Annotated in this window: 24 protein-coding genes and 1 riboswitch; of the genes, 16 read left to right on the top strand and 8 right to left on the bottom strand. The window is 48.3% G+C overall.

The genetic code is table 11. The annotated features are described in order from the left end of the window. Positions 1-18 precede the first annotated feature (18 nt). The 15 genes from C170_RS27965 to nfsA all read left to right on the top strand — a co-directional run bounded on the left by C170_RS27965 (position 19) and on the right by nfsA (position 14,444). Positions 19-1,050, top strand: a complete 1,032-nt coding sequence (locus C170_RS27965) for a BMP family lipoprotein (protein WP_036616691.1) — start codon at positions 19-21, stop codon at positions 1,048-1,050. Between the two features lie 200 nt (positions 1,051-1,250). Further along, positions 1,251-2,750, top strand: a complete 1,500-nt coding sequence (locus tag C170_RS27970; RefSeq protein ID WP_036616693.1) for an ABC transporter ATP-binding protein — start codon at positions 1,251-1,253, stop codon at positions 2,748-2,750. Further along, the gene (locus C170_RS27975) at positions 2,747-3,814 is read left to right on the top strand and encodes an ABC transporter permease (protein ID WP_036616697.1); all 1,068 of its coding nucleotides are present in this window, start codon (positions 2,747-2,749) and stop codon (positions 3,812-3,814) included. Before C170_RS27970 ends, C170_RS27975 begins: the two co-directional genes overlap by 4 nt. Continuing rightward, complete coding sequence (locus C170_RS27980; protein WP_017691011.1) at positions 3,798-4,721, top strand: ABC transporter permease; 924 nt, start codon at positions 3,798-3,800, stop codon at positions 4,719-4,721. Before C170_RS27975 ends, C170_RS27980 begins: the two co-directional genes overlap by 17 nt. A gap of 46 nt (positions 4,722-4,767) precedes the next feature. Next, positions 4,768-5,439 carry a sulfite oxidase-like oxidoreductase gene (locus C170_RS27985; RefSeq protein WP_017691010.1) on the top strand — a complete coding sequence of 224 codons (672 nt, stop codon included), beginning with the start codon at positions 4,768-4,770 and terminating at the stop codon, positions 5,437-5,439. Position 5,440: 1 nt separating this feature from the next. Further along, positions 5,441-6,199: a nucleoside phosphorylase gene (locus C170_RS27990; protein WP_036616700.1), complete on the top strand. Its 759-nt coding sequence runs from the start codon at positions 5,441-5,443 to the stop codon at positions 6,197-6,199. A gap of 204 nt (positions 6,200-6,403) precedes the next feature. Further along, the gene (locus C170_RS27995; RefSeq protein WP_036616702.1) at positions 6,404-7,015 is read left to right on the top strand and encodes a hypothetical protein; all 612 of its coding nucleotides are present in this window, start codon (positions 6,404-6,406) and stop codon (positions 7,013-7,015) included. 131 nt (positions 7,016-7,146) lie between these two features. After that, positions 7,147-7,332 (top strand): hypothetical protein, encoded by a 186-nt coding sequence (locus tag C170_RS28000; protein WP_036616704.1) that lies wholly within the window; start codon positions 7,147-7,149, stop codon positions 7,330-7,332. A gap of 123 nt (positions 7,333-7,455) precedes the next feature. Beyond that, positions 7,456-7,944 carry a GNAT family N-acetyltransferase gene (locus C170_RS28005; RefSeq protein ID WP_036616706.1) on the top strand — a complete coding sequence of 163 codons (489 nt, stop codon included), beginning with the start codon at positions 7,456-7,458 and terminating at the stop codon, positions 7,942-7,944. Positions 7,945-8,067: 123 nt separating this feature from the next. Continuing rightward, positions 8,068-8,466, top strand: coding sequence for a metal-sensitive transcriptional regulator (locus C170_RS31455; protein WP_235200851.1), 399 nt, complete (start codon positions 8,068-8,070; stop codon positions 8,464-8,466). A 60-nt stretch (positions 8,467-8,526) separates the two neighbouring features. Then, positions 8,527-8,727: a copper ion binding protein gene (locus C170_RS28015; protein ID WP_017691004.1), complete on the top strand. Its 201-nt coding sequence runs from the start codon at positions 8,527-8,529 to the stop codon at positions 8,725-8,727. Between the two features lie 216 nt (positions 8,728-8,943). Further along, positions 8,944-11,433: a heavy metal translocating P-type ATPase gene (locus C170_RS28020; protein ID WP_442789469.1), complete on the top strand. Its 2,490-nt coding sequence runs from the start codon at positions 8,944-8,946 to the stop codon at positions 11,431-11,433. A 349-nt stretch (positions 11,434-11,782) separates the two neighbouring features. After that, positions 11,783-12,943, top strand: a complete 1,161-nt coding sequence (locus C170_RS28025) for a YhgE/Pip domain-containing protein (RefSeq protein ID WP_036616709.1) — start codon at positions 11,783-11,785, stop codon at positions 12,941-12,943. 165 nt (positions 12,944-13,108) lie between these two features. Then, the gene (locus C170_RS28030) at positions 13,109-13,708 is read left to right on the top strand and encodes a TetR family transcriptional regulator (protein WP_036616712.1); all 600 of its coding nucleotides are present in this window, start codon (positions 13,109-13,111) and stop codon (positions 13,706-13,708) included. Further along, positions 13,701-14,444 (top strand): oxygen-insensitive NADPH nitroreductase, encoded by a 744-nt coding sequence (gene nfsA, locus C170_RS28035; protein WP_036616715.1) that lies wholly within the window; start codon positions 13,701-13,703, stop codon positions 14,442-14,444. Before C170_RS28030 ends, nfsA begins: the two co-directional genes overlap by 8 nt. Positions 14,445-14,546: 102 nt before the next feature. Here the strand turns inward: nfsA and C170_RS28040 are convergent, their stop codons facing one another. From C170_RS28040 to C170_RS28070, 7 genes are all read right to left on the bottom strand, one after another. Further along, positions 14,547-15,353: a TatD family hydrolase gene (locus tag C170_RS28040; RefSeq protein ID WP_036616718.1), complete on the bottom strand. Its 807-nt coding sequence runs from the start codon at positions 15,351-15,353 to the stop codon at positions 14,547-14,549. 105 nt (positions 15,354-15,458) lie between these two features. Further along, on the bottom strand, positions 15,459-16,367 hold the full coding sequence (locus C170_RS28045) for an ABC transporter ATP-binding protein (protein ID WP_036616721.1): 909 nt from the start codon (positions 16,365-16,367) through the stop codon (positions 15,459-15,461). Between the two features lie 37 nt (positions 16,368-16,404). Then, positions 16,405-17,163 (bottom strand): ABC transporter permease, encoded by a 759-nt coding sequence (locus C170_RS28050; RefSeq protein WP_036616724.1) that lies wholly within the window; start codon positions 17,161-17,163, stop codon positions 16,405-16,407. Continuing rightward, the gene (locus C170_RS28055; protein WP_017690996.1) at positions 17,163-17,453 is read right to left on the bottom strand and encodes a thiamine-binding protein; all 291 of its coding nucleotides are present in this window, start codon (positions 17,451-17,453) and stop codon (positions 17,163-17,165) included. The genes C170_RS28050 and C170_RS28055 overlap by 1 nt, the downstream gene beginning before the upstream one ends. A gap of 225 nt (positions 17,454-17,678) precedes the next feature. After that, entirely contained in the window at positions 17,679-18,719 is a 1,041-nt protein-coding gene (locus C170_RS28060) for an ABC transporter substrate-binding protein (RefSeq protein ID WP_036616727.1), read from the bottom strand. 308 nt (positions 18,720-19,027) lie between these two features. Beyond that, positions 19,028-19,140: riboswitch (TPP riboswitch) on the bottom strand. Between the two features lie 144 nt (positions 19,141-19,284). Then, the gene (locus C170_RS28065) at positions 19,285-20,040 is read right to left on the bottom strand and encodes an NAD-dependent epimerase/dehydratase family protein (RefSeq protein ID WP_036616730.1); all 756 of its coding nucleotides are present in this window, start codon (positions 20,038-20,040) and stop codon (positions 19,285-19,287) included. Between the two features lie 17 nt (positions 20,041-20,057). Beyond that, entirely contained in the window at positions 20,058-20,444 is a 387-nt protein-coding gene (locus tag C170_RS28070) for a VOC family protein (RefSeq protein ID WP_017690993.1), read from the bottom strand. 174 nt (positions 20,445-20,618) lie between these two features. On the opposite strand from C170_RS28070, the gene C170_RS28075 reads away from it, so the two are divergent. After that, positions 20,619-21,128 (top strand): hypothetical protein, encoded by a 510-nt coding sequence (locus tag C170_RS28075; RefSeq protein ID WP_327196676.1) that lies wholly within the window; start codon positions 20,619-20,621, stop codon positions 21,126-21,128. 421 nt (positions 21,129-21,549) lie between these two features. On the opposite strand, the gene C170_RS28080 is transcribed toward C170_RS28075, so the two are convergent. Further along, entirely contained in the window at positions 21,550-22,785 is a 1,236-nt protein-coding gene (locus C170_RS28080) for an MFS transporter (RefSeq protein WP_036616734.1), read from the bottom strand. Positions 22,786-22,969: the final 184 nt, after the last annotated feature.

A 22,969-nucleotide genomic window follows, 5' to 3' on the forward strand; every position in this document is an offset into this window, starting at 1 on the left:
AAAAGGGGTATTTTCAAAATGAAAAGAGGTTTATCGTTCGTCTTATCGATCATCATGTTGGCTATTTTGTTGGCAGCTTGTGGGAATTCGGCTTCCAAAGACGAACAATCCGCCCAAGGCAGTGATTCGGAGAAATCTCTTCGGATGGCCCTCGTACTTCCCGAAAAAATAGGGGTTAACCCTTTCTTTGTACAGATGGATGAAGGTTTCAAAAAAGCAGGCGAAGAATTCAAAGTAGATACCAAGACGATTGAATCGACAGACCCGGCAGCATTTGAACAAAATCTGCGTGCTGCGGTTGCCGAGAATTATGATCTGATTATTACAGCAACTTTCCAGGCAGAAGATGCATTGAAGAAAGTTGCAGCAGAGAATCCGGACAAGTCCTTTGCGATTGTAGATACAACCGTTGATCTTCCTAACGTTCGTAGCGTTGGTTTCCGTGAATATGAAGGGGCGTACCTGCTCGGTGCAGCTGCTGGATTGTCCACCAAAACAGACAAAGTCGGCATGATCGCAGCAATGGATGTACCATTGATCAAGAAATATACGGAAGGTTTCAAAGCTGGATTGGAATCCGTGAATCCGGGTGCAGAATTCCTCGTGAACTATGTAGGTGGATTTAATGACCCGGCCAAAGCAAAAGAATTGGCGCTGGTACAATTCGGCAAAGGCGCTGACTTCATCGCTGGCGCATCCGCTGTAGGTGATCTCGGCGTGTTCGAAGCAGCGAAAGAAAAAGGCTTCTACACTTCCGGTCAGGATACGGATCGTACCGTTGAAGACCCGGAACATATCGTATTGTCTCAATTGAAGTCAACCGATACGGTTGCTTATGAGACCGTGAAAGATTTCGTAGAAGGCAACTTCAAAGCAGGTGCAGTAAACTACGGTTTGAAAGAAGACGGTGTAGGCCTGACTTACGTTACACGTGACAGCGAATCTCCATTGAATGCTTTTGTCGGACAAGAAGTGATCGACAAGGTTAAAGCAATCAAGGATGATATCGTATCCGGCAAAATCGTAGTCAAAGATCCACTGCAACAATAGTTTCGAATGTTCTTTTCAATGAATGAGTGATGGAAATGATCAGCCGGCTGCCCGATCAGGCAGCCGGTTTTGCTGCTATTAAATGACCAGTATATGTTCAACTTATCGTTTACACGATAACGGCGATCGGAAGGTTATTCTGTCATCGTAGTGGCGAGTGTAACCTTTTTAAATTGAACTGAGGGGAGCGAACGCAAGATATGCTGTTGGAGATGGAGCAGATTACGAAGAAATACGGCAGCTTCACCGCTAATCGTGACATCCGTTTTAATTTGCGTGAGGGAGAGATTCATGCCCTTGTAGGTGAGAACGGGGCCGGTAAAACAACCTTGATGCGTATGCTGTATGGTATGGAACAGCCCACGTCAGGCACAATCAAAGTCCGTGGACGTGAGGTGAGCTTTGCCACGCCGTCCCAGGCGATGGCAAGTGGCATCGGTATGGTGCATCAGCATTTCATGCTGTTCCCTTCCTTTACGGTGGCGGAGAACATCGTGATTGGACGCGAACCGGCTAAGGCAGGCGCATTTGATCGCAAAAAGGCAGCAGCCCAAGTAAATGAGCTTGGCAGACAATATGGCATGCCGGTTGACCCATGGAAAAAAGTGTCCGAGTGCCCGCTTGGCATGCAGCAGCGTGTTGAAATTCTCAAGGTGCTGCATCAGGGCGCAGACATCATTATATTGGACGAACCTTCGGCGGTACTGACACCGCTTGAAGTGAAGGAACTGCTGGCGAACATGAAATCGCTCGCCAAGCTGGGCAAAACCTTTGTACTAATCACGCACAAGCTGCAAGAAGTCATGGATGTAGCCGACCGAATCACGGTGCTTCGGGATGGTCAGGTGACAGGTACGTTGGAAGCCAAGGATACACATGTGGAGGAGTTATCCCGTCTGATGGTTGGTCGTGAACTTGTGCGTATGGACAAGCAACCATCGGTACCAGCGGAAGCGGTGCTTCAGGTGGAAGGGGTTAATCTGTCCGGAGCGAAGGATCGTTCGGCGCTCAAGGACATCCATATGGAAGTTCGTAAAGGTGAGGTCGTTGGCATAGCAGGCATCTCAGGTAACGGCCAGTCGGAACTGATTCAGGTCATTGCTGGACTGCGTAAGGCGGATAGTGGTCGCGTTGTACTCTCCGGGCAGGATACAACCAACTGGCCTGTACGGCGCATAAGGGAGCATGGACTTGCTCATATCCCGGAAGATCGTTATATGTGGGGAGCGGCCAAGGATGCGAGTGTTCGCGAGAACGGGCTGATGGGACACCATCATCGCTTGCAGTCACGCGGTATTATCAAAGCCAAAGCAGCAAGAACAATGGTAGAGAGTTGGATCCAACAGTTCAGCATCAAGACGGGTTCTGCGGAAACCAAGGCACAGTTTCTGTCCGGAGGAAACTTGCAGAAGTTGATTGCTGCCCGTGAATTTGCACAGGATACACCGTTTCTGATTGCAGCCGAACCAACACGTGGTGTGGATATCGGAGCGATGGAGACGATACATGCCGAATTGTTGCGTAAACGCAGTGAGGGCGCGGGTATTCTGCTCATTTCATCCGAGTTGTCGGAGATTTTGCAATTATCTGATCGGATTATTGTCATGTATGAAGGCGAAATTGCCGGAGAACTGAGAGCAGAAGAAGCGACTGAGGAACAGATCAGTTTGTTAATGGCAGGAGGGAAAGAGCGGATATGAATCGGGTAAAAGAAACACTTCGCGGACTCGTACAGCCGCTGCTTGCCGTATTCATCGGTCTGATTGCAGGGGCTGTGGCGATTCTGATCGTTGGCGGTAATGTGGTGGATACGTATGCGGAGATGTGGAAAGGGGCCTTCGGTAACTTCTACTTCTTCACCAATACGTTGGCTCGTTCCACACCAATCATCTTGGCGGGACTTGGCGTAGCATTGGCATTCCGTGCCGGATTCTTCAATATGGGAGCCGAAGGCCAGATGATTCTTGGCGGGCTTAGTGCCGCGCTCACGGCGCTCTATCTGCCAGGACCAGGCTGGTTTGTGTGTATTGCTGCGATTGTGGCAGGTATTATTGCCGGGGGAATCTGGTCCCTGTTTGCAGGCTGGCTGGATGCACGCTTCGGGATGAACTTGTTGATCACAACCTTACTACTTAACTATATTGCCATTTATTTCGGGGGCTACATGGTCTCCTATCCATTTAAGGACCGCACAGGATCTGCAGCGATGGCACAGACTCCGATGATTGACCAGAGTATCTGGTTGCCGAAGTTGTTCCAGGGCATGGGACTGCATGCTGGCTTCATTATTGCCATTGTAGCGGCCATTCTGATCTACTGGTTCACGCATAAAACGGTGACTGGTTACGAGATCCGCATGCTCGGCAGCAACCCGTCCTTTGCAACCTACGGTGGTGTTCGCCGCATTCGCATGATGATGCTGTCCATGGTCATCAGTGGTGGACTTGCTGGACTCGCGGGTGCGGGGGAAGTGCTCGGTACACAGTACCGTTTCCTTGATGGCTCATTGTCATCGGCAAGTTACGCATGGAGCGGCATTATGGCAACGTTGCTTGCCCGCTCGCATCCACTCGGTACAGCTGTAGCAGCTATTTTGCTGGCTGCGCTACAGACGGGTGCCATGGGGATGGAACGGAACACGGATGTACCGCTGGAAGTTGGCAGTGTCATCCAAGCTGTATTGACGTTATTTGTATCAGCTCAGATCGGTTATTCATTCCTGAAGCGGAGAAAGGAGAAAAAGTCCAATGCAACAACTGTTTGATGCAGCCATGTTTGGCTCAACCTTGCGGATTATGACTCCAATCCTGCTTGCAGCGCTCGGTGGGGCTTTATGTTCTCGTGTCGGTCTGTTTAACGTGGGTCTTGAAGGACTGGTTCTGATCGGTGCATTCTCCGCGATTGTCGGTAATTATCTATTTGGCAATGTGCTGCTTGCTGTACTCTTTTCCATTATTATTGTGATGTTATTCTCGGCGCTCTTTGCCTTTATAAGCATTAATCTGAAAGCCAACGCCATCGTGGTCGGGATCTCGCTTAACTTCCTGGCTGCGGGGGTGACGACCTTTGCACTGCGTGCGATTTTTGATGTAAAAGGTGCATACTACGACAAAGACATGGTGGGACTTCCCAAGTGGGATATTCCGCTGATTAAGGACATTCCGTGGGTGGGCGATGTAATATCGGGACATAGTCCGCTGGTTTACCTCGGTATTGTGCTCGTGATTGCACTACAATTTTATCTGTTCAAAAGTGTATCCGGCTTCCGCTTGCGCTCCGTAGGTGAGAACCCGATTGCAGCACAGAGCATCGGGATCAAGGTACGTGGCATCCAGTATGGTGCCGTTCTGATGTGCGGCGTGTTGTGTGCTCTGGCTGGAGCACAGTTGTCACTCGGTCAGGTAACGATGTTTACCGAAGGCATGACTGCTGGTCGTGGTTTTATCGCGCTGGTGGCAACGATGTTAGGACAAGCGAATCCGCTTGGCGTCATGGGCTCCAGTGTGCTGTTTGGCTTCATGGAAGCATTGAGTATTCGTCTGCAAGGATTCTCCCTGCCAACGCATTTCACGTTGATGCTGCCGTATATTGTGACGCTGGTCGCGATGTTCTTTTTCAAAGACCGTACCTATGCACAGGATGCACTGAAAGCGGGCGGAAGCTCGCGTTAATTCTGAATGTCTATGTTAGAGACAGTAAAAGAAGGAGGAATTCCACTTGCATAACAAGGCTGAACGTTTGAAAAAAAGTAAAACCCCGGCACCCAAAACAGGCAACGATCACGGAGATCGGCTGCCGCCAGGACAGATGCTGACGGAGAAATTCCCGATTCTGCATGAAGGGGAAGTGCCGGAATATGACCTGTCCACCTGGGACTTGAAGGTATTCGGCGAAGTAGAAGAGGAGAAGGTGTTCTCCTTAGCTGAGTTGCAGGCGATGCCACAAGTGAACACGGTGAGTGATATTCACTGTGTTACCCGTTGGTCGAAATTCGATACGCCGTGGGAAGGTATTCGTTTTTCCGATTTTGTGAAGCTTCTTGGGGTTAAGCCGGAGGCAAAATACGTCATGATTCATGCGGATCATGATTATGAGACAAATGTACCGCTCGAAGAATTGATGCATGATGATGTATTGCTTGCATTCAAATATAACGGCGAGCCACTAACACCCAAGCATGGTTTTCCGCTGCGTATGGTTGTGCCACAACTTTACTTCTGGAAGAGTGCCAAGTGGATACGTGGTCTGGAGTTTATGACAGAAGACCGTAACGGATTCTGGGAAGTGAATGGTTTCCACCATTTTGCCGATCCGTTCAAGGAACAACGCTTCTCGGGTGAAGATCTGCCGATTCCGGAAGACGAGTGGACGAAGAAGGAGTTTGATTGATATGTTGATGCCTATTTTGCAGATTCATTCGGAAGACATGCCGGCATACGCCATCGTCTGCGGTGATCCGGCACGTGCGGAGAAGATTTCCCGTAAGCTGGAGCAGGCGAGAGAACTGGCGTTCAGTCGGGAGTATCGTACATTTGTTGGATTGTATGAAGGGGTACAGATTGCTGTGGTCAGCCATGGTGTAGGTTCACCTGGAGCGGCTGTCTGTTTCGAGGAATTGATTCGCGCGGGTGTAACAACTCTGATTCGTGTAGGTACAGCGGGATCGTATACAGCTGATTATCCGGCAGGCAGTGTGATTGTGAGTACAGCCGCTGTTCGTACGGACGGGTTGACTCGCCAACTGGTGCCGGATGGTTTCCCAGCGGTAGCGGACATTGGGGTGACACAAGCGTTGATCGAGGCTGCTCGTGGGCAAGAAAGCACGGATGCTGCAACCTTTGCAGGCAAAGTGGGCGTTGGTATTACCGTAACACTGGATGCGTTCTTTGCAGGCGTGGAAGAGATCCCACATCGCAAATACAAGCAGGCTGGAGCACTTGCAGCCGAGATGGAAATTGCTGCGCTCTACATCGTCAGCACCTTGCGTGGCGCTCGCGCCGGAGCCATTATCGCGATCGATGGATTCGCGGACAGTGATCTGGCAGCCGAGTATGATCCGCATACGGATGCAGTTGGACAAGCGGTGGAGCGCGAGATTAATGCAGCGCTACGCGCACTAGCCGCGCTTGCTCGCCAAGATCAGGTATAGGTTGGTTAAGGCAATACATTTTTGCTCATTGTTACAAGCAAAATAGTAGATGATGTCCATTTGAGGTGGACAATATAAAAAGGGCGTCCCGTAAGGTCATGAATATGACCCAAGGGGCGTCCTTTCCTTTTTAAGAGGGGGATGCAGGTACAGTAGCGAATTGTATTTGCATGGCATGTCATTAAATTAGGAGAGTGATTAAATATGGGCTGGAGTGAATTACGTGAAATTCCTAATGAATACAGCGATGAGGTACAGCGGATTGATGAACAACTTCTGAAACTGGTTGCAGCCAGAAAGGACATAACCGGAGCAGTCCAATACCAACCCCCTCAAAATACCATCGATGAATGGGTGAGCTTACTGGATATGAAGGAGGAAGATATCCGATATGTTCTCCGTAGCGTGCAACCGATGCCGCAAAGACACTACTTTCCAAGTGAACCTCTTCAATTGACGAGTGTGGTGCCGATTATGAAGAAAATGATCAAAGATTCGTGTGAGTATATGATCACGCATTCGATGCAATATGAAGGCGAAAGCCTCGTTTATGTGGAGATTCAATATAAGGGGAATGAAGCTGAGCGTATACAAATGGTTCCACATTTGGCTCTGGAAATATTCAGCGAACAGAGACATATCACCATGAGACATGGCAGTCGTGGAGGAGGTGGGGAGACGCAAATTAGTTTCCGAGTGGTTCCTGCTCTTCCTTCTTCTCTGGAAAACGTTCGATTCTCCTTGATTCCCTCAATACCAGAGATGGAATACAAAGTAGAGGAAGTCATTTTGGATAAACAGGTTGATTTCGATTAACGGAAGGGTTTAGAGATGGATTTAGCTTAACTTGGGGACGGCCTGATCCTCGAAGAGAATGATAATGCAGAAAGTGGGCACGTTATATAAAGGAACATCAACATGAATACGAAAAAAGGGAGGACTCTATGATGACACAGAACAATCAACCTCAGGACGAGGCGGAAATTCGCAACAAGTTGGATGAAGACGGGGATTCCTTGATGGAGAAAAAGAAGATTTTGAGCGGAGTAGACATTGAGCCGCAGGCGGACGAATGGGCGGCGAAGCCATCACCTGTTGCTTTTAATGAAGGAAATACTTCTTCGAAAAAATAAACAACATGAGCATCATATGGGCTAGATGGAATGAAGATAAATTTAGCGAAGCAGGTACCCTTATGGTATCTGCTTTTTGGTTGTATAATAATGTAAAATTCAGTAGACGAAAGAGTGATGGGGATGAGTACAGGTACGATTAACATCCGAAAGGCAGAAATGAGGGACTACTCTGGCGTGTCATTGTTGATGGATGAGCTGCACCAGCTGCATGTCGAAGCGCGGCCGGATCTATACAGAGCGTTGGAGACCAGAATGGAGAAAAAGGAGTTCATCGAACTGCTGGAAACGGACAAGCGTTACCTATATGTTGCCGAGTCTTCCGGAACGGGCTTGATTCTGGGTTACGGGAGTGTGCAGTTAAGTGTAATTCAGGATAACCCATTGATGGTGGATCGCAAGATGTTGTACATCCATGAACTTGTAGTGGATAACAAGCATCGGGGCCAAGGAACAGGCAAACAGTTACTACAAGCATTCATCGAGCTAGGGAGAGAGCTTCAGGCAGACAGCGTGGAATTGTCCGTGTCGACTTTTAACTCTGGGGCACAGGCTTTCTATGAACAGATGGGTCTGGTCGTCCGCAGCAGCAGAATGGAGTATACCTTGTAAGATCACCGCTCTATTTAATTAGGGAGTAAATCATCCATTTTAATTAAAATATCAAAACACTCTTGAATACCCCCATGGGGTATGTTACTCTTAGAAAAGAACGAAAGAAAAGGGGTGTTCATGATGGATCATCAGAGCCATCCCGAGGAACCTTTGCAATCCTCCAAGTCAGATTCAACGGAAGCTTTGGCTACAGTTCAAGAAGCGGTATCCTGTCATACCGAGGGCAGTGATGGGAAGCATGTGCGCAAGAGTCACCATTCACAGGAGATGAAGAGTAACCTGGTTTCTCGTTTGAACCGTGTGGAAGGTCAGATTCGCGGGATCAAGGGATTGATCGAGAAGGATACGTACTGTGATGATGTGCTGACACAGATTGCGGCGGCTCAGTCTGCACTTAATTCAGTAGGCAAACTTTTGCTTGAAGGCCATATGAAGAGCTGTATCGTTGAGCGTATTCAGGCTGGTGAACATGAGGTTGTGGATGAACTGCTGGTTACGATGCGGAAGTTAATGAAGTAAGCTGAATCAATTCACATATTTAATTTTATCATTGTAATATACCCCAAGGAGGAATTTAGAATGTCTAATGTTACGTTGAACGTTACGGGAATGTCTTGCAATCACTGTGTGAAGTCGGTTGAAGAAGCTGTAAAGAATACCGGTGCGAGTGGTAAGGTTGATCTGGCAGCGGGAACGGTAGCGGTGGAATATGATGAGCAGACGGTGAACGTGGATCAGATCAAAGCTGCCATTGAAGATCAGGGATACGATGTAGTCTAAAGGGATCACAGGCTTAAACCGAACATGCTCATGGGCGAAAAAGAGGTCAGAGTACCTTTTCCCAAGAGTCAGGTTTAAGCCTAATTTTCTGTCTGATATATACCCCTTGGGGGTATAATGGGTGCAACATACAAAAATTGAATCGACATGAAAGGAGCTGACATGATGGATAACTCAACGAATAAACCAATGGATAGATCATCCGAACCAACCCCAATGCCACCTATGGCAGACGCACCAGGACTAAAGACAACACTGCACATCACGGGGATGACCTGTGCTGCATGTTCGACACGAGTGGAGAAGGGATTGTCCCGCATGGAAGGGGTTCAGCAGGCCAATGTGAATCTGGCCATCGAACAGGCAACCGTTTCTTATGATCCAAAGACAACCAACGTGAATGCGTTGCGAGATAAGGTGGAAGCATTGGGCTACGGTACGGTGTCAGAATCGGTTGATCTGAACATCACAGGTATGACGTGTGCTGCTTGTTCTGCCCGGATTGAAAAAGGTCTTTCCCGACTACCGGGGGTATCTCAGGCGAATGTGAATCTGGCGCTGGAAACAGGGCATATCGAATATGCCGCTGGTGCATTGAAACCTTCGGATATTACCGCCAAGATCAAGCAGATGGGATACGGTGCTGAACTGCAATTGACACAAGAAGAGACCACATCGGTTCGTGAACGTGAGCTGCAACGCAAAAAGTGGAAATGGATGATATCTGCTTTATTATCGATTCCGTTGCTGTGGGCAATGGTGGGGCATTTCTCGTTCACATCCGGAATCTATGTCCCCGAACTATTCATGAACCCTTGGTTCCAGCTGCTGCTGGCAACGCCGGTACAGTTCGTGATTGGGTGGCAATTCTATGTGGGGGCGTACAAAGCCTTACGTAACCGCAGTGCCAATATGGACGTTCTCGTCGCATTGGGTACCAGTGCAGCGTTTTTCTATAGTCTGTATCTGACGTTATCCAGTGGATACTTACCTTCTACGACGACGATGGATCACGGCGCAATGGGAACGAGCACAGCCGCCATGCCTTCCGTAGAACTCTATTATGAGACAAGTGCAATTCTGATTACGTTAATTTTACTGGGAAAATGGTTCGAAGCTGTGGCGAAAGGTCGCTCTTCACAGGCGATCAAAAGCCTAATTGAACTGGCTCCACGTGAAGCTCGTGTCATTCGTGATGGACAGGAAGTGATAGTTCCTGCCGCATATGTTGCGGTGGGTGATTTGGTCCTGGTGAAGCCGGGGGACAGCATCCCGGTGGATGGTATCGTTGAAGAGGGGCAATCCTCTGTGGATGAATCCATGCTTAGTGGAGAGAGCCTTCCCGTGGATAAAAAACCGGGAGATGCCGTTACAGGTGCTACGCTGAACAAAAACGGGGTATTACGACTACGTGCGACCCGAGTGGGATCGGATACGGCTTTGTCCCAGATTATTAAAGTAGTCGAGCAAGCTCAGGGCTCCAAAGCACCGATCCAGCGGATCGCAGATGTCATTTCAGGCATTTTTGTTCCGATTGTTGTCGGCATAGCTACGCTGACATTCCTGATTTGGTATCTGTTTGCAAGTCCGGGTGACTTCGCCGGTTCCCTTGAAAAAGCGATTGCCGTGCTTGTCATTGCTTGTCCATGTGCACTAGGGCTGGCAACGCCGACTTCTGTCATGGCTGGATCAGGACGTGCGGCTGAATATGGCATTCTGTTCAAGGGCGGCGAACATCTGGAGTCGGCACAACAGATTCAGACCGTGGTGCTCGACAAAACAGGTACAGTAACTCAAGGTAAACCGGTCCTTACCGATGTTGTCACGGCTCCGAATTGGACGGAATCTGATCTGCTTGAGCGAGTGGGAGCGGCCGAACAGAGTTCAGAGCATCCACTGGCAGAGGCGATTGTTGCTGGTATCCGTGCCAAAGGTCTGGAGTTAACCCCAACAGAGAAGTTCGAGAACATACCGGGATACGGCGTGCGAGCTTCAGCAAAAGGGCAGGAAATTCTGGTCGGCACGCGTCGTTTGCTTGCAGATGCACAGGTGAATGTCTCTGAGGAAACCGTTCAGCAGATGAACCGTCTGGAGGAACAAGGGCGTACAGCGATGCTGGTAGCGGTAGATGGTCAGTGGGCAGGGATCGTGGCTGTGGCTGACACCATCAAGGATACCTCTCGTGAAGCCATCGGTCGTCTTCAGGCGATGGGGATCGATGTCATCATGATTACGGGAGACAATGAGCGCACAGCTCGCGCTGTAGCAGAACAGGCAGGGATCGGTAAAGTTCTGGCTGAGGTGCTGCCGGAAGGTAAAGCTGCGGAAGTGAAGAAACTTCAGGAGAGTGGCCTGAAAGTCGCGATGGTAGGTGACGGCATTAATGATGCTCCAGCACTGGCTACTGCTGATATTGGGATGGCCATCGGAACAGGAACGGATGTAGCGATGGAAGCGGCGGATATTACATTGATGCGTGGTGATCTGAACAGCATTGCAGATGCCATTGAGATGAGCCGGCGTACGATGGGGAACATCAAACAAAACTTGTTCTGGGCACTCGGATACAACGTGATTGGTATTCCCATTGCGGCAGTTGGCTTCTTGGCTCCATGGCTGGCAGGGGCGGCAATGGCGTTCAGCTCCGTGTCGGTTGTCTTAAATTCCCTACGTCTGCAACGCATGAAGCTGAAGAGAAATGACTGACCTTTGTTTGGAGATATATTCAACGCCTCATTGTCAATGAAGTGAGGATGAATAAATACGCGGTTCGCTGCGGCGGACCGTGTTTTTTGTTGAGAAAAATATAATTGAGTCGCCAGAAAGTAAGCCTAAATCGGTGGTATTAGATGTTCTTTTCTACGGAGAAAGGAAAGCATAATGCTCTTTTGTGAAAATGGATCAATTGTATTCATGAATAAAGCTTACGTTTTCTGAATTTTTCAAAAAATGAGTTGACAATATGGACATATTCACATAAAATTTAAACGATCGTTTGATTCAAACAACTGTTTAAATCAAATTAGAACTATTTGAGTAATGGAGGACACCTTTTATGTTACAGGCTTTACGTACATTGTTTAAAAAACCGCCAGTGATTGTAGGGATCGTAACAGCACTTATGTTCCAAGTGATCTTTAGCGTGATCTGGATGACCGCATATTCTGGAGTAAATGACCGTGCGAAAGAATTGACGGTTGCGATTGTGAACGAGGACGGAGAAATGTCCAAAGGAATCGCGGATTCGCTCGCAGGAACACTGCCTTTCCATACCGTATCCAATCTAAGTGCGGCTGAAGCGTTGGACCAGCTGAATCATCACCAAGTACACATGGTGCTGGATATCCCGGCTGGGTTTAACGAATTGCTTCAGACGGCTGGCTCAACCGCCGAGATTAAATACACCATTAATGAAGCGAACCCGGTTACGATCAAAAGCATGATGCAAGGTGTATCACAAAGTGTGACAAACACGATTAACAAACAAGCTACAGCACAAGGGGTACAGACGGTGTTAACCGCTTCAGGTGCACCTGCCGATCAGGCTGCTGAAGCCGCTACAAACCTGACTACCCGAGTGGAAGGAACGACAACGTCCATTAACCCGGTTAATGGGATGAATAATCAGATGGTGCCGATGATGATGGTACTGGCTTCCTATGTAGGTGCCATGATCATGGGGATGAACCTCCAGACAGCCATGGGTATGCTGTCATCTACCTATTCCCGCTTGACTTTGTTTGGCGCAAGAGTAGTCATTAATGTGGGTTCTGCATTGGTCGTTTCCTTGCTGGGATCATCGCTGATCGTGGCACTGGGAGGACAGATTGCACAAGGATTCGTTGCATTCTGGTTGTTCCAGGCGCTCTTCCTGTGCACGTTCATGTTCTTCTCCCAGTTCTTCCTGATCTGCTTCGGACCAGCAGGAAGTCTGTTCAACATCATCTCACTGTCCTTGCAACTGGTATCCTCCGGTGCAATGGTACCGCGTGAATTGCTGAATAGCTTCTATAGCGGCATTGGGCAGTACCTGCCAGCAACATATGCCGTTCAGGGTATTATGAGCGTTCAATTGGGAGGGCCAGGAGTTCAGTCTGCTGCAGGCTCTATCGTCATTGTACTGTTGATTGCTGTTGCGTTGTCACTGGTCGTGACGTTGTTGAAAAAACAACGCATGCCAGCTATGGCTCCAAGCCCTGCTCAAGCGAACAACTAATACAGCAGATGTATAAGATGCATATCATTGCTTTATAGGATAGGACAAGCACCCCGATGATTTTCATCGGGGTGCTTGGTGTAATATAATAGACAGATAGAGTACCTGACTACGGCTCTTGAGCTGGAGCGAATGAAATGAACGGACAAGAGGGAGCGGGACGGAATGACGGAACCGGAGTTGGATATCAAAACGAGGATATTGCTTGCAGCCAAGAAGCTTTTTGCACAGCAGGGGTATGACGGGACGAGTGTTCGTCAAATCTGTGATGAGGCGGGTGCGAATGTTTCACTGGTCTCATACCATTTTGGCGGAAAAGAAAAGGTGTTCGAAGCATTATTTGAGCATTTTTTCCCTGGGCATATAATGAACTCGCTGGCGGAAGAGCCCATGTCCTCGCCTGTGGAAGGTATCCGCCGAATTATCGGTGAAGTTGTGAAGTTCACGATGACGGACCGGGAGATGAGCGATATTGTACAGCTTGAAATTACACTGCGTACACATCGAACAGCTACTGTATTTCGTTTTCTGGACCCTGTTTGGAGCAGAGTGAGGGAACTGCTGCAAGAAGGAAAAGACCAGGGATTGTTCCAGATCGAGTCCGTATCTTATGCGATGCTTCAGGTTATGGGTGTGGCTTTGGCGCACAAACGGGCCAAGAATTCACGATTTGGCTTTGATTATCAGGATATGAATACAGACGAGCTTGCTGAGCAGACAATTGAGTTCGTACTACGAGGATTGGGAGTGAACAGCCATGAATGAAACCATTGATTTGATGATGAAACACCGCTCTGTACGCAAATTCAAGCCAGACCCGGTAAGTGATGAGCAGCTTGCAGCCATTGTATCTGCAGGGCAGATGGCTTCCTCTTCAAGTAGTGTGCAAGCCTATACCGTAATTGCTGTGACTGACTTAGAGCAAAAAGCCAAGCTGGCTGAATTGGCAGGCAACCAGGCCTATGTCAATGAATGTCCGGTGTTTCTCGTATGGTGTGCTGATCTGTATCGGCTGAGTGATGCTGCGATACGTCACCTTCCTGAGAAGGAATCGTATGCCGATTCAACCGAGAATTTCATGGTAGCCACGATTGATGCTGCTCTGGCTTCCCAGAACGCCGCTCTTGCAGCGGAGTCACTAGGGTTCGGAATCGTATATATTGGCGGGCTTCGTACCCGGATTGAGGAAGTTGCTGAGCTGTTGGAATTGCCGGAAGGGGTATATCCGGTGTATGGCATGTGTATTGGTGTTGCAGATCAGGAAACGGGAATTCGCCCGCGTCTGCCACTTAATGCAGTTCTGCATCGTAATCGTTATAATGCCGAGCAGAGCATCAAAGGTGTTGATCAGTATGATGTGACAACGACGGCGTACATGAAAGCACGGACTAACGGTGAACGAACGACTCCATGGTCCGAACTGATGGCGAAGCGCCTGACTGAGCCGACAAGGTTGCAAGTGAGACCGTTCCTGGAAGGCAAAGGCTTCTTGAAGCGATAAATTATATATGTAAATTAGAAGTCAGTCGGTGGCGAAGCCGACTGGCTTCTTTGTGCTGTGCTGGCAGGACAAGCGAGTGTACTTGCTGTTACCTGATTGTACTCAAGTTAAGCCATAGAAACGCTTTGTGTTCTGATAAAAGAGACGGGCGGCCCGCTCGGTTCCCATGCCAGTGATTTCACTCCATGCCTGGATGACCTGTCTGGTCATGGCCGGGTGTGTCATTCGTCCCTGAAATGGTCCTTCGAAGGGCCAAGGTCCGTCGGTCTCGGCCATCACTTGTTCTGATGGATATTGCCGGGCGAGTTCACGAATTTCTTCTTCATATAGAATATCCGGCGTGAAGGAAATGAAATAACCGTTGTCCGCCATACGCCTTAAGGTTTCGCGAGATCCCTTGAACCAGTGGAAATGGGCGCGGCGGAACTGATTTTGCTCCAGCAAATCACAGACGATATCCGCATCTTCATATACCGCATGAAGGACAAGTGGTTTGTTGTGCTTTTTGGCAAGTTGGATGAAACGTTCAAGCAGTTCAATGTACCCGCTCTGATCGAAGCGCTGCCCTGCCTGCTCAGCTTCCAAACGGTTGTAATAGGGAAGACCGACTTCTCCTATGGCTGTGGCTTGTCCCATATGCTTCTCGATCCATTGGAAGAACAGGTCCATTTCCGCAACGGACGGCAGTTCCTGTTCCGGATGGAAACCGAAGGCTGGATAGATGTTACGTGGATGTTGTTTTGCAAGCTCCAGATTGGCCTGGGCAGAAGCGAGATTCATTGACACGGCAATGACTGCTTCGACCTGCTGAGACGGAAACGATAGCAGCATCTCGCGTTGTTCGTCAGGGGTATACTGATCGAAGTGAATATGAGCATCAATTAATGGTGCAAAAGCTTGAGAATGCACGAGGGAATTCCTCCTTGTGTTCAGTTATATTCTAACTATGTTACGCAGAATTTCTTATGGCGGATCACCCATTAAAGGAAATAAATAACTTAAAAACCCGCACTATCAAGATAGGCGGGCTTTCTGCTGTTCTTCTCGCATCCACTGTGCAATCTGCCGTTTGCGCTCCAGAAAAGCGGATTCCTCCGTAATTTCTTCTCGTCTTGGGCGATCAAAAGGAACATGTACCTCGTGCAACACCGTTGCAGGTCGGTTGGATAATACATAGACCCTATCCGCTAGCAGCAATGCTTCTTCGATATTGTGGGTGATGAACAGCACCGAGCGGCGGTTCTGTTCCCAGATATCGAGCAGCCAGCGTTGCATGTCGCTACGTGTCAGTGCATCCAGCGCGCTGAAAGGTTCGTCCAGTAGCATGAGTTCCTGCGGACTGAGCAGGGCACGCAGAAATGCAGCACGCTGCTGCATTCCGCCCGACAGCATATGAGGATAGGCCTGCTCGAACCCGGCAAGACCCACGCTGCTTAACCACTTTCGAGCCTCTGCAAGTGCTTCAGCCCGAGGTGGAGCACTTGAAGCTACTTCACCAGCAAGTATTACATTATCTTCAATGGTACGCCACGGGAAAAGGGCGGGCTGTTGCGGCATATAACTAATCTTGCCACGCTGTCCCGTTACATTCTGACCGTTCATAAGCACTTGGCCTTCCTGTGGCTTCAGCAGACCGCCAATGATATGGAACAGGGTGCTCTTGCCACAGCCAGAAGGTCCAACGATAGCAACAAACTCGCCTTGCTCCACAGTCAGGGACAGGCCGTTCAGAACCGGTAGCTTGCTACGCCGTTCACGGAATGATGCATGAACATTAACAACGTCCAGTGCAGGTGGAACCGGAGCAGGAGTCGTGTTGGCAGGTCGATCAGACGTAGCTGAGTTAAACTTTTCACCGTGCGTTGGCTCCATTACACTTGCTCCTCGTCCAGGCTGGACTTGTTCATCCTGTTGCAGATTCATATGGTCATCACTTCCTAATATACAGATTACTTCTTTACTACCGCTTCTGTGGCCGCCAGCGCACGAGCAGCTTCTCCAGCAGGGCAATGAACAGGAAGAGCAGCAAGCTGAGCGCGACAATAATCATGATCGCTACGAATAGGCGATCCGTACGATACGCCGACTTTTGCAACATCATATAATAACCAATACCCTTGTCTGCACCAATCCATTCGGCGATGATGGCGCCCATCACGCTATAGGTAGCGGCGATTTTGACACCGGAGAACACGGATGGCAGCGCATGGGGAAGCTCCAGCTTCCAGAAGATCTGGTGACGTTTCGCACCAGCCATGCGCATATAGTTCATCATCGCTGCATCTGTACGGGTCAAGCCGTCCATGGCCGCCACTGCAACGGGGAAGAAGCAGACGAGGATGATGGTAATCAGCTTTGGCAACAGCCCGAATCCAAACCAGATTAACAGGAGCGGCGCGAGCGCGATGGTTGGGATATTTTGACTAAGAATAAGTAAAGGATACAGGGCTGACTTGAGAAAAGGAACTAAATGCAGCACCATCGCAATCAGTAATCCAACCGCTGTTCCAGCGGCGAATCCAATCAGCGTTAACTGAATGGTTGCGGAAGCGTGCATGCCAAGTCGTTCGGCCTGGGTTGCCGCTTCGCGGGCGATGTCGGACGGTGCAGGCAGCATCCATTTCTCAATATGGAAGAGGGAGACGGCTCCCTGCCATATCGCTATAAAGAGAATAACCGCCACAATGGGCGGCCATACACTTTTGAAATAGGCAGGCATTAGCGATACTTCTCCGTCAGTGTGTCCATGCTGAAGCCGGTAGGGCTATGGGCGATTTTGATCTGGGAGATGATGCTTGGGCTGCCAGCCTCCACAAGTACCTCGTGCATTTTACGGACAACCTCCAACAGTTCCTCCAGTTCCCCCTCCATCGTGGTATCAAGCGCGTTCACCTGATACTTCAAGCCAGATTGCTGAATAACTTCAATGGCGCGATCTACGTAAGGATAAGAGTTCTCGCCATTTGGCGTTTTCGGGATAACCTGAATGCTGAGTAGTGTACTTGCCATGAGAGATCACGGCTCCTTTCATGATATATAAAATGAACTAATGACCGTTACACTAGCCACTTCGATGACAGAATAACCTTCCAATCGCTGTTATCCCCAGATTTTTTTGATTCCCTTTCTCTAAAGGGAAAATCCGGTGATAAAGGCGACCGCTTCGCTTTTTCACGTTATTTCTGTCCTCTCCGTCCTCGTGTAAATATTAAGTTCGTTTTATATGAGAAATTTTTATTGGGGTAAAAAATCGTTCGTATATGCTTTGCTCACATCGATCTGTTCATCCAGCAGTTTTTTGCTAAACATCCAGTCGGTGTAGTTCTGCCACACTTCCTGCTTTTGCTCACCCCAGCGCGGGGCGTCATCTGTGTACTTGGGACTAAGCCACTTCTGGCTTGCCAGCACCAATTCCTTATCCAGATCCGGTACGGCCTTGATCAGAATGTTGGCTGCGTCTTCGGGATGATCAATTGCGTATTGATACCCTTCGGAGGTGGCTTTCAGAAATGCTTTCACCAACTCAGGGTCGTTTTGGATCGTCTGCTCGTTTGTTACGAGGACAGGCGTGTAATAATCCAGTGCATCTGAATAATCCTTCACATATAACATGTCGATCGGTTCCCCGCGTAGTTCGGCTTCAATCCCCGTCCAAGCGTAGAAAATCCATGCGAAATCAATATCCCGTTTCACTGCGGTGAAAAAGTCAGCATCACCCATGTTAATGTTTTTCACTTTGGATACATCGGCTCCGTCGCCTTCCATAATGGATTGCATCACGGCTTCTTCGACTGGGGAACCCCAACCGCCATAGGTTTTACCTACAAAATCTTTCGGTGACTTGATATTCCGATCCGCCGGAGCAGCGAACCCGGATGTATTATGCTGAATAACTGCTGCAATGGAGACGAGTGGAACACCCTGTGTGCGTGCTTGAGTTACACTCTCCTGATAACTTACGCCAAAAGGCACTTCATTGGAGGCAACCATCGTATCTGCGCCACCGGCACCTGGTTGTACAATCTCCACGTTCAAGCCTTCGGCCTTGTAAAAACCTTGATCTACAGCTGCATAAAGGCCTGTATGATTCGTATTCGGTGTCCAGTCGAGCACCACTTTAATATCTTTCAGGGCGGCAGTGTCACCTTCGTTGCTGCTTTCCGTATTTGTGCTGCCGTTCTGCCCAGCTGGGGCAGCTTCTTTGCCACCACATGCGGCTACAGTCACCATAAGCACGCATAAGAGCAACAATCCCATCGTTTTACGCCATTTCATCTGTGGTTCTCTCCTTCGGTATGTCCGGCCGATTGGCACGGGGTACTCCTTGGCTTCATATCCAATCATCTTGCATAAATCGACAGATTTATACCAGTTGAGATCTGGATGACGTTATTTTTGAACGTAAGTAAAACGTCCATCGATGTCATTCAAGGAAGCCAGACCGCGTTTAGCGGAAGTTTTCTTGCAATATCAGGAAGGGGATGCTTCAAAGCATTTACTTTCTGATAGTAACAAAAAAAGCGCCCCGTATTCCGGGACGCGTGCAGGCGTTAGAGAGGTGGCGTTCAGCCATAGGGCTGTGCCATTTCGATATACTCCGATTCCTACGCTGGCATGATCCAGATCAGGTCTAAGGGTTAGTATCTTGGTGGGATACACTCTCAGCCGGCCAATTCCGACTCCCCTGGGAAACTATGAAGTTACGGGCATTACTAGGTGTAATTATAGGCCAGAGGGTAGGGCCTGTCCAGTCATGAACTGGATAGGGACACGTATAAGTTATCAAACAGACCGTTATACATATGTATAACAGCCTGTTTGGATGTGTTATTTTCAATAATTATCGTGGCGAATCATATAAGGCAATCTGACTGAGTGCAAAAGCATCGGATTTGGGGTCATAACCTACCTGTTTCTGAGTGGTTTCCAGATTCAATCGTTTAAACCGATTATTCGAGATCCCATGCAGTATGGTGAAGGGCTCCAGATCGGTAGCTGTAATTGCTTTGAACATCAAATCACACAAATCAGCCGGACTAATATACGCGCTCATATCCCTTGCCTCCAGCGCTGGTCCATCCGGTTGAAAATCATCATATGCACCTATACGTATTGCTACACTTTGTAAACCTTCTGTATACGCAAAATAGGAAGCGAGCGATTCTCCAAAACATTTGCTAACCCCGTACAAATTCCGTGGGCGTGTTGGCATGTCCGGATAGACTTGAGCATCAATGGGATACCCCTCAATCGTCTGTGCACTGCTTGCCAGAATGACTCTTCGTACACCTTGGTCTTTAGCTGCACGGAATACATTAAATGTACCTTTGATATTGATGTCCAACAACGATTCATAAAATCCGGCATTCGGGGAAGGATCTCCCGCCAGATGTACAACCACATCCATGCCTTCGCAAGCATGCTGACAGGCTTCGGGGTCTGTCACATCCAGTGTCATGATCTCATGGCTTGTCCCTTGATACGTATGCAGTCTGTCGATATTCAAATCCGTAAGTCGTAGGCGAAATGCTTCTGACAAGTGTTGGGACAAGTCACGTCCAATTTTTCCGGCTGCGCCGGTAATTAAAATGTTCATGAAATCAGCTCCATTTCTTAGCGCTGGAAGAACTCAATCCATTCCTTTTCAGGTCCATAGATGAAGAAATAGCGGTAACCGTTAGGCAGTGTGATAATCTCTCCATCGATAAATTCGGCTTCGGTGGCTTGGATGCGTTTGTACTCAGAATCGAGGTCATGCACGTGGATCGCAAAATGGTGCACCGTACCTTCGGAAGGCAGCTTGTCGCTGTATCCTTGAATTAACTCAATCTCAGTCTCATTACTTCCATTGAAGCCAAGGAAGGCGAGCTGAATGATACCGTTGGTATGGGTTACCCGGTCTTTCAATTCAAGACCAACAATCTCCGTATAGAAACGCAGCGTGGTCTCCAGATCACGTACGGCAATACCGACATGGTCAATACGTTTTTGAAAACTCACAATCAAAACCCTCCTTATATAGTTAAATTTTCTACCATTTTAAGGGATATCATAGGGCTGTACTACGGGATTGTCAAATCGGATTTTAACTTGGAAAAATTATAATTATTCACAAAATGTTCACTTATGTGAAGGGTTTCCTCATCTCTATAATTACGAAGGTAAACAGAGAGGATGAGAGAATTGCCAACCAGCAAGAAGGAACAAATTATTTTCGGATTAATGATGTGTATAGGAATGGTCTTGGTCATGATGTTCTTCAATCTATGGCACAGTGGGTTACTCGGCAAGATGTCCCCGCTTGAAATACTGCTTCAATTCATATTATGTTTTGTCATTGCGTTTCTGGTGGAGTCTTTCATTGTTGGTCCTGTGGCGAGAAAGATTGCATTCTCCTTGCCCTTCGACAAGTCCAATAAGATTTTAGGTGTGCTCGTCATTTCATTTTTCATGGTGATTGGCATGGTTCTGATCATGTCCATGTATGGAATGATCTCGGCATATCTCGCGGATCAATTAAGCGGGGCATCCTTACTCCGTACGTACCTTCATACAATCGCTCGTAACTTCAGCCTGGCGCTTCCATATCAGTTGATCGTTCTGGGACCACTCGTCCGATATGTATTCGGTAAATTCATCAAGGATAACGGGCCTGTATTGCCTGTCGTTAATAAAAGTGTGTGATTTGGTTGACCATAAGTATTTCCTGGGCAATCTTGTGCAAATGAATAGATATTATTCTCACCTTTAATGAAAGGTGATGAGAGAGGCAAAGATAGGGCACTGCCGCCATATTACAGCGCTAACGAATCGAGGACACCTTATTGGGCCAGTTTCTAAGGGAATGAAAACCTAACGAATCTCAGCGGTGTTATTATGCAAAAAACCTCCAACGAGACATTTAATTGAAGCTAATTATCTATAATAACGTCTCTAGGATTCGTTAGATTTCAAGCATGCGGAAATGGAGGGGGATAACCTGTGCTAGGTTCGTTAGCACAGAATAACGCTACAACAAAATGTCCACCGTCAGGTCATGGCGGTGGACATCTCAATCTCTATAATAGGTATTTCTAATCCTCAGGACTAGACCAACACAGAACTGTTAAGTCGCAGAATTCACTATATGTTTGTTCTGCCATTGATACGTGATTACGCTAATGACAAGCAGGCCAACTGCAAAGATCGCAAGCATCCATGCAGACTGATTAACCGCGAGATGATCAAGACTCCATCCCGTAGTCAAAGGCAGAATAGCACCACCAACCCCACCTGAGGCAATCAAAATGCTGGGTGTGGATTCTTCTGTTCCGGGCAGCAGTTTACTGGCGAAGACAAGGGCAATGGAGAATATCCCTGACATCGCAAGTCCAAGCAGTAAGATGATGAGAAATGCAGACCATATTTGGTTTGTAAATGGAAATACCATTAACAAGAGAACAGACGCAAGACAACTGTACAGGACATAGACGCGGTATTGGAATTTCTCTGCGATATAACCGGCGAAGAGCCGTCCCACGGACATGGCAATCCAGAAACAGGTGACACTAAGGGCTGCTCCGGCTTCCTTCATGTTCATTTTCTCAATCAGGATCGCCGGCATGAAGTTCGCAAGACTCATCTCTGTGCCAACATAGAGGAAGAAGAACAGGACGAATAATACCAGAAGAGTCCTGTTACGGCCACGATAGGTTGGACTGGATGTACTTGCAGATGCGGGATGCATCTCATCCGATGTCCCAGCACTGTGGGCATGTACTGAACCTTTATTTGAACTCTGTCGCTCTAGAAACTTATCGAGTTCACCGAATGATCCCTTCGCCCAGAATATAAAGGTCAGCGCTGCGCAGATGGCAACAACGAGAAATGACAGGCGCCAGTATCCAGCAGCAATCAGACCGCTGGCAATGAGCGGCATGACCATCGCTCCGATCCCGAATAACACTTCCAGTCGACTCATGGCAACGGCTGTATTGTTTTTGATTGCAGCGATGATAATGGTGCCAATAACAGCTTCAACCATTCCGAATCCAAAGCCGGCAGCGGGTGCAATGACGAACATCCAGCCCCATGGTGGCAACAGCATATAGGATAATTCTGCAATACAGAGTAGTGCTGTGGCGATTAACAGGCCTCCCCGTTTACCAAAGCGTCTGTTCAGCCAAGGGGATAACAATACACCACCGAGGAATCCGGCAAATTGAGCAAAGATCAGCGTTCCGCCTTGGCTATAATCTTTGCCGTAATGTTCAAGTGCAACCGGTAGAATGGAACCGAGCACAACGTGGGCAAGTCCAATCAGGAAATAAGACAGACATCCGATCCAAAGTAATTTTTTCATAAAGAACTCCTTCTACTTATATACATAAATTGAGGATCACAATAAAGCGCAATCTTGAAGACAAAGTCTATCATAACAGGACATGTTAAGTTGTGCCATGAATTCCTGATCAATACAGAAGGTTGCAATTTGGTCCGGCGTTCGTATATACTGAGACCAACAATTACAGATCGGACCATGCCGT

This window comes from Paenibacillus sp. FSL H7-689 (assembly GCF_000517905.1).
GTDB classification, from domain to species: domain Bacteria; phylum Bacillota; class Bacilli; order Paenibacillales; family Paenibacillaceae; genus Paenibacillus; species Paenibacillus amylolyticus.

Bases quoted from the DNA above. Each gene is read 5' to 3' on its own strand.
- C170_RS27965 (WP_036616691.1), top strand. From the start codon at position 19: ATGAAAAGAGGTTTATCGTTCGTCTTATCGATCATCATGTTGGCTATT.
- C170_RS27970 (WP_036616693.1), top strand. From the start codon at position 1,251: ATGCTGTTGGAGATGGAGCAGATTACGAAGAAATACGGCAGCTTCACC.
- C170_RS27975 (WP_036616697.1), top strand. From the start codon at position 2,747: ATGAATCGGGTAAAAGAAACACTTCGCGGACTCGTACAGCCGCTGCTT.
- C170_RS27980 (WP_017691011.1), top strand. From the start codon at position 3,798: ATGCAACAACTGTTTGATGCAGCCATGTTTGGCTCAACCTTGCGGATT.
- C170_RS27990 (WP_036616700.1), top strand. From the start codon at position 5,441: ATGTTGATGCCTATTTTGCAGATTCATTCGGAAGACATGCCGGCATAC.
- C170_RS27995 (WP_036616702.1), top strand. From the start codon at position 6,404: ATGGGCTGGAGTGAATTACGTGAAATTCCTAATGAATACAGCGATGAG.
- C170_RS28000 (WP_036616704.1), top strand. From the start codon at position 7,147: ATGACACAGAACAATCAACCTCAGGACGAGGCGGAAATTCGCAACAAG.
- C170_RS28005 (WP_036616706.1), top strand. From the start codon at position 7,456: ATGAGTACAGGTACGATTAACATCCGAAAGGCAGAAATGAGGGACTAC.
- C170_RS31455 (WP_235200851.1), top strand. From the start codon at position 8,068: ATGGATCATCAGAGCCATCCCGAGGAACCTTTGCAATCCTCCAAGTCA.
- C170_RS28015 (WP_017691004.1), top strand. From the start codon at position 8,527: ATGTCTAATGTTACGTTGAACGTTACGGGAATGTCTTGCAATCACTGT.
- C170_RS28020 (WP_442789469.1), top strand. From the start codon at position 8,944: ATGCCACCTATGGCAGACGCACCAGGACTAAAGACAACACTGCACATC.
- C170_RS28025 (WP_036616709.1), top strand. From the start codon at position 11,783: ATGTTACAGGCTTTACGTACATTGTTTAAAAAACCGCCAGTGATTGTA.
- C170_RS28030 (WP_036616712.1), top strand. From the start codon at position 13,109: ATGACGGAACCGGAGTTGGATATCAAAACGAGGATATTGCTTGCAGCC.
- nfsA (WP_036616715.1), top strand. From the start codon at position 13,701: ATGAATGAAACCATTGATTTGATGATGAAACACCGCTCTGTACGCAAA.
- C170_RS28045 (WP_036616721.1), bottom strand. From the start codon at position 16,367: ATGAATCTGCAACAGGATGAACAAGTCCAGCCTGGACGAGGAGCAAGT.
- C170_RS28050 (WP_036616724.1), bottom strand. From the start codon at position 17,163: ATGCCTGCCTATTTCAAAAGTGTATGGCCGCCCATTGTGGCGGTTATT.
- C170_RS28055 (WP_017690996.1), bottom strand. From the start codon at position 17,453: ATGGCAAGTACACTACTCAGCATTCAGGTTATCCCGAAAACGCCAAAT.
- C170_RS28060 (WP_036616727.1), bottom strand. From the start codon at position 18,719: ATGAAATGGCGTAAAACGATGGGATTGTTGCTCTTATGCGTGCTTATG.
- C170_RS28065 (WP_036616730.1), bottom strand. From the start codon at position 20,040: ATGAACATTTTAATTACCGGCGCAGCCGGAAAAATTGGACGTGACTTG.
- C170_RS28075 (WP_327196676.1), top strand. From the start codon at position 20,619: ATGAGAGAATTGCCAACCAGCAAGAAGGAACAAATTATTTTCGGATTA.
- C170_RS28080 (WP_036616734.1), bottom strand. From the start codon at position 22,785: ATGAAAAAATTACTTTGGATCGGATGTCTGTCTTATTTCCTGATTGGA.